Here is a 9,715-nt window from a genome sequence, read left to right on the forward strand (position 1 = left end):
GGGACGGGGGGATTCCCCGAGGCTGCGCAGGAAGCCGGCCGACATCTCGCCGTCCCACCAGAGGCCGTAGTACTCGAAGGCCGCGGCGTTCTCGTTGACCATCTGATGGGTGCAGCCAGGCGGCAGGTGCGCGATGTCGCCCGCGGCGAACCCGTACCGTTCGCCGTCGACCACCAGCGTCGCGCTGCCCGTCATCGCGATGAAGATCTCGTGCTCGTGATGGGCGTGCGCGGTCGAGACGTCGCCCGGCCGCAGCACGCACCAGGCGCCCTCGAACGGCGCGTTCAGCGCCGGCCAGGGCAGCAGCCGCTGCGAGTCGAGGCCGTAGGCGCGGGTCAGGTTCGCCCGGTCCAGTCTGCGGATCTCCATCACGCGCTCCAGGCCGCCGATGCCGCCACCGGCACCGCCGGGGCAGCCACCGATACCGTCGTCGGGGCCGCCACCGAGGGAACGCGCCGGTCGAGCAGGTCGGCGAGGATGTCCTGGGAGCGGTGGGCGAGCACGCTGATCAGCGAGTCGGAGATGCCGTGGGTCCGCTCGTTGACGCCCTGCAGGTACACCGCGCCCCATGCCGAGCCGTCCAGGTCGACGCGGTAGCGCCGGTTGACCGTGATGTCGGCCAGGCCCAGCCGCCCGGCCAGCTCCCGCACCAGCGCGGGCATTCTCGGTTCGTATCCGGTCCCCAGCAGCACCAGATCGCAGCGCAACGGCTCGGTCCTGCCGCTACGGCGGTCCCGCAGTTCCAGCACGACGTCGTCGCCGTCGGCCCGGGCGCTGATGACCTCGGTCATCGCCCGTACCGCGGATCGCCGCTCCCCCAGCATCCTCTGCCGGTAGAGCATCGAGTACAGCTCGTCGAGGAAGGGCTCGGCCAGCCCGGCGTAGTTCGTCAGGTGCATTTCACCGAGAATCTCCGCGCGGGTCTCGGGAGAGCTGTCGAAGAACTCGTCGACGAAGGAGGGGAAGAACAGCTCGTTGACGAACTTGCTCGTCTGGTAGTTCCGCAGGCCGACGGAGCGCACCAGCAGGGTCGGCCGGCTCAGCGGAAGGTCCTGGTGCAGCGCCACGAACATCTCCGCCGCGCTCTGCGCGCCGCCCACCACCACGGCCCGCAGCGGCCGGTCGGCCGGCACCTGCGCGATGCGGGTGCAGTACCCGGTGCTGTGGATCAGCCGGTCGGCGGGCAGCCCGCGGAAGACCTCGGGGACGTGGGGGTCGCGGCCGGCGCCGATGACGAGGTCGCGGCAGCGCACCGTCCCGCCGTCGCCCAGGGTGACCGTCCATCCGACGACCGTGCCGTCGGCGGCCCGCCGGGGCTCGACCCGCTCGACCCGGGCGCCGTAGCGGACGCCGACATGCTCCAGGGAGTCCGCGACCCACTGCTGGTAGTTCGACAGCTCCCAGCGGAACGGGTTGAACGTGCCCAGGTTCACGAACTCGTCCAGCCGGCCCTGCTCGTGCAGGAAGTTCAGAAAGGTGAACCTGCTCCGCGGGTTGTGCAGCGTCACCAGGTCCTTCAGGAACGACACCTGGCTGCGCGCCCAGGGCAGCAGCAGGTTGCGTTGCCATTTGACGTCCGGATACTGCTCCAGCAGCAGGGTGTGCTCCGCCAGCTCCCGTACACCGGACTCCTCGATGCCGATCGCCAGTGCCAGGTTCGCCGGCCCGGCGCCGACAGCCAGTATGTCAACCTCTTGGTCGGTCAAAATCCCACTCCGATCCCCGTGATCCTGCTCTTCGTGGCCGGTCCCGGTTCATTGGTACGCCCCGGTTCACCGGCACATCACGATTCAATACGGCGGGATCATTGATCGAAAGAATTGGTCGGCGGAGACAATCAAAGAAACGGGACGGCCGGCACCCGGGACGGCCGGGCACGAGATAACGCCGCCCGGCGTGGGCGGCGTTATCCGGCGTACCATCCGCTCGGCATGCCATATTCTTTTCCGGCGTGCTACGTTCTTTTTCGGCACGGCGTTCTTTTCCGGTGCCGTGTTCCGTCCGGCGCGCGGTGCCGGGAAGAGAGCACTCCGTGGTTTCCCGTCGGGAAGCGGCGCCGCGTTCCGTCCGGCGTGCGGTGCCCCGTTCAGCGGGCCGCCGCTTTCAGTGGGCCGCCGCCTTCCGCCGCGCCGCCACCTGCCGCTCGGCGCGTCCCGCGTTCTCCCGCATGCCCACCAGCGCGCACAGCGCGGCGATGACGCCGACGGCCCCGCACACCAGCCAGACGCCGTTGGCCAGCCGCTCCCACGCGAGCACGCCGAGGACCGGCCCGAGCGCGAGGCCGAGCCCGAACGTCGCCTGGTGCACGCCGATGTAGCGGGCCTTCACCGCGGCCGGGAACCTGGCCGGGTGCGCGAACATCGTGGGCCCGTTGATCATCACACCGGTCACGAACACCACCGTGCTGACGATTACCAGCGCGGCCGAGCCGGTGGCGAGGCCGTACGTGGCAAGGCCGGCCCCCATGACCACGGTGCCGAGCGCGCCCACGAGGTTCGGCCGCCAGTTCCTGACGTAGGAGGTGATCTTCAGCTCGCACAGGATCAGGGTGACGGACGAGGTGGCGAGCGCCGCGCTGTACAGCGCGGCCGGATGGCCGTCATCGGAGATCTTCAGCGGCAGCGCGACCACGTACTGCATGTAGATCATGGATCCGAGCAGCACCGAGGCCAGGAAGAACAGGTAGTTGCCGTCACGCAGTGGCACACTGTATCCGGACCGTCCGCCCCCGGCCGGTTCCGTCTCCTCCGGTGGGGCCTGCGTGCCGGGCAGGAAGGTGTGCGCGACCGCCGCGTACACGAGCGCGGTGAGCGCGTCGAGCCAGAAGAGCAGGTCCCAGTCGAGCAGGATCAGCCCGGCGGCGATCAGCGGGCCCAGCGCGGCACCGATGTTCAGCGCGGTCCGCATCATCGAGAAGCCCATGACCTGGTGTTCTTCCGGCATGAGATCGCTGAGCAGCATCGCCGCCGCGGGCCGGTAGGCCTGGGTGACCAGGCCGGCCAGCCCGACGGCGACGAAGATGAGCCCGAAGGCCGACAGGCCGCTCAGCCATGGGACGAGCCCCACGATCACGGCCGAGGTCACCATCGAGCCGGTGATGGTCGCCCGCGGGCCGGCCCGCTGGGTCAGCTCCCCACCCAGTAGCGTGCCGAACACCGCGCCCACGCTGTATGCCGTCAGCGCGAGGCCGGCCTGGCCGACAGAGAATCCGCGAACCGTCAGATACAGCACCAGGAATGTCTGTACGAACGCGCCCAGCTGGTTGACGAGCACGCCTCCCAGCAGGTACCTGACTGATGGCGGCGTCGCCCGCAGGACCGCGATAACGCCGGCCGGGGAATCCGCTTCCGCCGAGTTCTTTGTCTTAGTCGTCTGCGCCATGACTCGATCTCAGCGGAAGCGTCCGTTGACCGACAGGGTTGACCGGACCGGACAATCAATCACCGGCCATACCGACCATCAACCGGACAGACCGAGCCGTCAACCGGACGGGCCGGCCATCGGCCGCGCACGCCGGCCCTCAGCCGAACAGGCCGTTGATGCCGCCGAAGTCGAGGGCTCCCTCGAGCTCGGTGTAGGTGCCCTTGACGAGCAGTTCGGTGGCCGCGCGCTGGGCGACCGAGTACGCCGCCTGGCTGATGGCGGTACCGACGCTCACCCGGCGCACGCCCACCGCCTCGAACTCGGCGATGCTCGGGGCGCCCGGCCCGGCCATCACGTTGACCGGCAACGGTGACGCCGTCACCAGCGTGGCCACGACGTCCAGGTCGAGCAGGCCCGGCACGAAGAGGCTGTCGGCGCCCGCCTCGGCATAGGCCGCCGCGCGGGCGAGCACGTCCGCCAGCCGCCCTCCGGGCTCGCCGATACCGAACAGGAAGACGTCGGTCCGCGCGTTGACCAGCAGCTCCGGCAGCCCCGCCCGCGCCGCCGCGGACCTGGCGGCACGAAGCCGCTCAGCCTGGGCCGCGACATCGAACAGCGGGCCGCCGGGGGCCTGCGAATCCTCGATGTTCACCCCGGCCGCGCCGGCGGCGACCACCGCTTCGACGGTCGCCGCGACATCCTCGGGGGCGGGGCCGTATCCCCCCTCCACGTCGGCCGTGACCGGGACGTCCACGACGGCCGCGATCCGCCGGACCTGCTCGACCGCTTCGGCCCGGGTCAGGTGCTGCCCGTCGGGCCGGCCGACCGACCAGGCGACCCCCGCGCTCGTCGTGGCGACCGCCTTCGCGCCCGCCTGCGCGATCAGCGCGGCACTGCCGGCGTCCCACGCGTTCGGCAGCACCAGCACCCCGCTGTCGTGCAGCGACCGCAGCAGCTCCGCCCTGGTCCGCTGAATGTTCTCCACCATGCTCCACTCACTCCTCGGTCATGCCGGGCCAGACGTATCGATTTACCCGGCTGTTCATTTACATGAATGCGTCCCGGTGGGCCGGCGAGCGAAATCGACACGGCATGTCGACACGGCGGAGCGACATGATGGAGCGGCTCAGCACAGCCGTCCGATACAGCTGTTCAATACAGCCGCCATCTGGTATAATTGCCGTTTGGTACGGCCGTCGTTTAGCACAACCGTTCGGTAACGTGGTCCGATCTCGGTGCCGAGCGCACCGGGCAATGGCCGGTCAGCGTTTCGAGCATATACCCGGCCGGGGCTGTCGTGGCCGATCGGGGGCCGTGTTGTCGACGGTCGCGCCTGGCCCGCGTATTCCAACGGGCAAACAAATCCTGACAGTCAGTGGATTCGGCCGGCTCACCGGCCGCGCCGCGGTCCTTCGGCCCTCTCGGCACGCAGCTCCGGGGTGCAGCACTTGACACTGCCGCCGGCCTTGAGCAGTTCCGACAGGTCCGCGCCGATCGACTCGAAGCCGCGCTCGCGCAGCTGGCCGATCAGCCCGGTGGCGGCCTGCGGCAGTATGACGTGCCGCCCGTCGGGCGTTATGCGTCGGCAATAACCGTCCGGGTGATTTGTGAACCATTCAGACCACGCGTGACGTTGACTGGAAGAACCGCCGGATCCGAACAATCAACGCCGGGTCTGGTGGCTGGCAGGGCTGGCAGGGCCGGCCCGGCGTCGCGGCGGAACGGTTCGAGCGCCACCCGCCGCGCCCCGCCGTCCACCAGCGAGACCGGCAGCGGCCCGGCGTCCCGTTGCACGTTCCCGGCGAACGCGCTGAACAGCCTTGACACACTGTAACGACCGGCGACGCTGGCCCGCCGTAGCAGGCCGGCGTCCACCATCGACTCCAGCAGCTCGTCCGCCGACCCGATCGGTATGCCCATGTCGGCGGCGACACCGATCGCGGTCGTCCAGCCCGCCCTGTGCCGGCCGAGCTGGTGGACGAGCGCCTGTCCGGCCGGCGACAGCAGCTGGTAGGCCAGGGCGAACCGGTCCCGCACGTTGACGTCACCGACGCTGAGGATGTCCAGCTGGGCGTCGCGGTCAGCGAGCTGGCTGGCGGTGTACGCGATCGTCAGCTCCGGCCGGGCTGCGATCTTCCTACCGACGATACTGACGGCGAGTGGCAGGTCCTCACACAGCTCGGCGATGGCGTCGGCGGCTTCGTGTTCCGCCCGTACCCGTTCCGCGCCGGCCAGCCGGCCGATCAGCGTCATCGACTCCTCGCGGGTGAACGTGCCCAGATCGATCCGGTGCGTGCCGTCCAGCCCGAGCAGCCGTGCCCTGCTGGTCATCACGACCTGGCTGCGCGCGGTCTGCCCCAGCAGCGGCCGGGCCCACCGCTCGTCACGGACGTTCGTCAGCAGCACGAACAACCTGCGCTGGGCGAGCAGCGAGCGGTACAGGCCGGTCTGCTGCGTCGGGTCGTCCGGCACGAGGTGGGCGGGCACCCCCAGCGCGTGCAGGAAACCGCGCACGATGCCGCCCACGGACCGGCCACCCGTACCGCAGTCGCCGAGATCCGCGTAGAGCCGGCCGTCCGGGAAGCCGGCGGACACCTCGTGGGCCAGCCTGAGCGCGAACGCCGTCTTGCCGATCCCGATCGGCCCGCTGACCAGCAGCGGCATCCTGACCGGCCCGGCGGGGCGGCCGAGCAGCCGGAACGCGTCGGCCAGCTCCCGCGCGCGGCCGACGAACACGCTCGGCCCCATGGGCAGCTGGGCGGGACGGACAAGGCTGGTCACCGTACTGGTCGCCACATGCGTGACGGACGGCACCCCCGCCAGGCCGAACAGGCTGTCGGCCGGCAGGACGGCCGGCTCCCGGCCGTCCTGGGAGCCAGCCGTCCTGCCCACCATGCTTATCCGGCTTATCCGGCCTGGCTGGCCCGGCTGGCCCGGCTGGCCTGCTTGTCCTGTCCGGCCTACCTGGCCTTGCCGGCCCAACTGGCCCAGCGGCTGGCCTGCCTGCCCTGGTGGCTGGCCCGGCTGGCCTGGTGGCTGGCCCGGCCGTCCGGAGATCTGCCGCCAGCGCCGCTCCCAGGCCACGGGATCTCCCCCGCACGCGGACACGAACGCCAGCGTCACCGCGAGGGTGGGCAGCCGGTGGCCACTGGCCGCGCTGGACAGCACGGACGGCGCGAACAGTGCGGTACGGGCGAGTTGCCGGTAGCTCGGGCCGCCCGCGCTCTTCCGTAACGCGCGCAGATCACGAGCGAATTCGGCGATCGGGCCGTTGGCCGCGTCCAACGGCCTCTCGGGCCTGCCCATATCCACCCCTCTCCTGGTGTCGCGTGAATTCAGACCTGCTACCTTCGGGTCTCCGGTGCACAGCTTCCCGTGATCCTGGTACGGCGCCCTGGCCGGCCGGGCGCCCCAGCCCGGGACAGCCCACGTGAACGGCCCAGTGCATCGACCTGGAAATACGTCTTGTGAACATTTTCCAGCGGCACGCGAGAAAAATATCCGACAGCTCGCCGACCCGCGAAGAAACATGCTCGCCAGCATCCGTCCCGGAGTCCGGAAAATCCTTTTCGTAGCCTTCTGCCATACTACCGGAATGGCGTGCGCGACTGCTGTCCGCCCGGATTCCCTGTTTAACGGTGACGGTGGGTCGGCGCCCGCCCGGAGCCGCCGGGAAACTATCCACCGGAGCGGGACGGAAGGTGACGGCCGGATATCCGGCCAGCCGTTTCTCCACGTCCTGGGTGCCGCGGGCGGGCACACGGCCCAGGCCGGTACGAGGCTGCCGGCCGGCCCACCGGACACCGATCCCGTCACTGAACATCATGAAATCTCCGTACGATACCTGGACAAAAACCACCAATAACCTCCCCCGGCCCGGCGGGCGGCGCGGCGGAGAGGACCGCCGCCTCCGGACGTGGCTCCGGGCCACCGCGAGGTACCGGCCATTTGCTCCCGCTCCACCGAGAAGCCCGCCGAACGAGACTCACCGCACGAAACCCGGCCAAACGGCATGGACGACGGACGGTGCCGCCGGCCCGTAACGGAATGCACCATTACCGAGATCGCTACCGTTGACGCTCTGATTATTGGTACGTCGACGGAGCGTGACAACCCGTCAGTCGGCTATCCGACACAGACCACGCGGACGACCGGCAGGAAATTCAGCCAGCCACCGGCGTCCTACCGGTTGTTCTCTTTTTCAGAAGATTCTCGGCGCACCTTCAGCAGCATCTTCACAGCATCATCTTCAGCCAAATCCGATCACAACCGGATTACCGCGCCGACAACATACACGAGCGCCGGAGCACCCCCGTCCCCTCCCGACGACCGCTGCCGCGATTAGGGCCGCGACGCGGCGGGCGCGGGCCGAACGGGGGCGGAAACCACGTCAGCGCCCCACTCGCGGCGACGTTCTTCCCGGGTCAGTGGTGTTCGGTGGCGGTGGGCTGCCGGCCGGGCCCGTGCAGGAGGCTCGGCAGGCCGGGCTGTGGGCTGGCGAGGAAGCAGCCCTGGACGAGGTCGCAGCGCAGCGTCCGGAGCGCGGCGAGCTGTTCGGGTGTTTCCACGCCGTTGGCGACGGCGGTGAGGCCGAAGGTGTGCGCGAGGCCGATGACGGCGGCGACGACCGCGTGCTCGGCGGGGTCCTCGAGCATCCGCGCGACACGCCGTTTGTCGATCTTGATGCCGTCGAGGGGTGCGCGGTGCAGACAGCTCAGCGACGAGTGGCCGGCGCCGAAGTCGTCGACGTACAGGCTGACCCCGCGGGCGCACAGGTCGTGCAGGGCGGCGGTGACGGCAGGGACGTCGTCGACGAAGGCGCTCTCGGTGATCTCCAGGCCGAGCTCGTAGCGGTCGTCGGCGTTGGTGGCCTCCAGCAGCGCGATGATCTCGGACAGGAAGCGGGGATCGGCGAGCTGGCAGGCCGAGACGTCGACGGCGACCCGCGGCGCCATGCCGGCCGGCAGCTTCGACGCCCATCTGCCGGCCGCCCGGCAGGCCATCTCCAGGACGCGGCGGCCGAGCGGAACAATCAGCCCGGTCTCCTCCGCCACGGCCAGGAACGCGTCGGGCTCGAGCAGGCCGCGTTCGGGATGCTGCCACCTCAGCAGGGCCTCCACCCCGGTGAGCTCGCCGGCCATGTTCATCACCGGCTGGTAGAGCAGCCGCAGCTCGTCGGTGACGAGCGCGCGGCGCAGGTCGTTGCCGGTCCGCACGCGGCGCCGGGCCTGGGCCCGCATTCTCTCGTCGAAGACCATGTGACAGCTGCGGCCCTGCCGCTTGGCGGCGTACATGGCGATGTCCGCGGCGTGCAGGATGTCCTCGGGGTCGGACAGGTCCGGGCCGGAGACGGCGATGCCGACGCTGGCGGTCACGGTGATGGTCCGCTCGCAGGCCGTCCTGGGGATGGCCAGCGTGCTGACGAGGCGTTCGGCGACCGCCTCGACGCAGGACGCGGCGGTGACGCCCTCGCACAGGATGGCGAACTCGTCGCCGGAGAACCGGGCGACGGTGTCGCCGGGGCGGACAGCCCGGCGCAGCCGCCCCGCCACCTCGCGGAGCAGGTCGTCACCGGCGTGATGGCCCAGCGAGTCGTTCACCGTCTTGAAGCCGTCGAGGTCGACGAACAGGATGGCGACCCGGCGCGGCCGGTCGCCCCGGGCGCCGGTGAGCGCCTGGTGGAGCCGGTCGAGCAGGGCGGTGCGGTTGGGCAGCCCGGTCAGCCCGTCGTGCAGGGCCCGGTAGCGGGCGTCGGCGGCGTGGGCCCGCTCCACCTCACCGGCCCGCGCGACCACCACCGCGGTCGAGATCTGGCCGGCCAGCAGCTCGACGAAGTCACGGTAGTCGTCGTCGGGGGCGAGCCGGTCGTTGACCCCGACGAGCAGCAGGCCGATGGCCAGCCCGTCACAGCCCTCGGCGAGCGGCGCGGCGATCGCCGAGCCCGGCGGCCGGCAGCCGCTGGCCAGCCGGATCGGGAACCGCTCGGGCAGCTCCCGGACGAGACGTGCCTGGCCGGAGAACAGCGCGTCGCCCAGCTCGGGAAGGGGCGCCTCGGCGCCGAGCACGCCGAGAAGGTCGACGCCCCGCTGGTCACCGGCCAGGCCGCAGGACGCCGCCGGGCGCAGCACCGGCCGCTGCGCGTCCGGGTCGCGCAGCAGGACGATGCCGTACGAGACGTCCGCGGGATACCGGCCGAGCACCTCGACGACACGGGTGCACACCTCCCACGGGTCGTACGAGTCCGCGGTGGCGGTGGCGAGCTCGCGCAGGCAGGTCAGCCGCCGGGTGGCGAACACCTGCCGGGTCGTCTCCCGCCCCGTCGCCATGACACCGGCCACGCCGCCGTCGCCCA

Annotated in this window: 6 protein-coding genes; all 6 read right to left on the minus strand. The window is 70.7% G+C overall.

Annotation, left to right across the window (positions count from 1 at the left end; genetic code table 11):
- Window positions 1-369: cupin domain-containing protein (locus AC5LUJ_RS05140; protein ID WP_493464539.1), on the minus strand; the 369-nt coding region annotated here is incomplete at its 3' end.
- Complete coding sequence (locus AC5LUJ_RS05145; protein WP_250285153.1) at window positions 369-1,706, minus strand: lysine N(6)-hydroxylase/L-ornithine N(5)-oxygenase family protein; 1,338 nt, start codon at window positions 1,704-1,706, stop codon at window positions 369-371. The genes AC5LUJ_RS05140 and AC5LUJ_RS05145, both read right to left, overlap by 1 nt.
- Window positions 1,707-2,103: 397 nt before the next feature.
- The gene (locus tag AC5LUJ_RS05150; protein ID WP_250285154.1) at window positions 2,104-3,381 is read right to left on the minus strand and encodes an MFS transporter; all 1,278 of its coding nucleotides are present in this window, start codon (window positions 3,379-3,381) and stop codon (window positions 2,104-2,106) included.
- Between the two features lie 139 nt (window positions 3,382-3,520).
- A complete protein-coding gene (locus AC5LUJ_RS05155) occupies window positions 3,521-4,351 on the minus strand; it encodes an isocitrate lyase/PEP mutase family protein (protein WP_250285155.1) in 831 nt (276 codons plus the stop codon).
- Window positions 4,352-4,938: 587 nt separating this feature from the next.
- Entirely contained in the window at window positions 4,939-6,669 is a 1,731-nt protein-coding gene (locus AC5LUJ_RS05160; protein ID WP_250285156.1) for an NB-ARC domain-containing protein, read from the minus strand.
- A 1,118-nt stretch (window positions 6,670-7,787) separates the two neighbouring features.
- Window positions 7,788-9,715: putative bifunctional diguanylate cyclase/phosphodiesterase (locus AC5LUJ_RS05165; RefSeq protein ID WP_493464540.1), on the minus strand; the 1,928-nt coding region annotated here is incomplete at its 5' end.

The organism is Protofrankia sp. CiP1_Cm_nod3 (assembly GCF_982290655.1).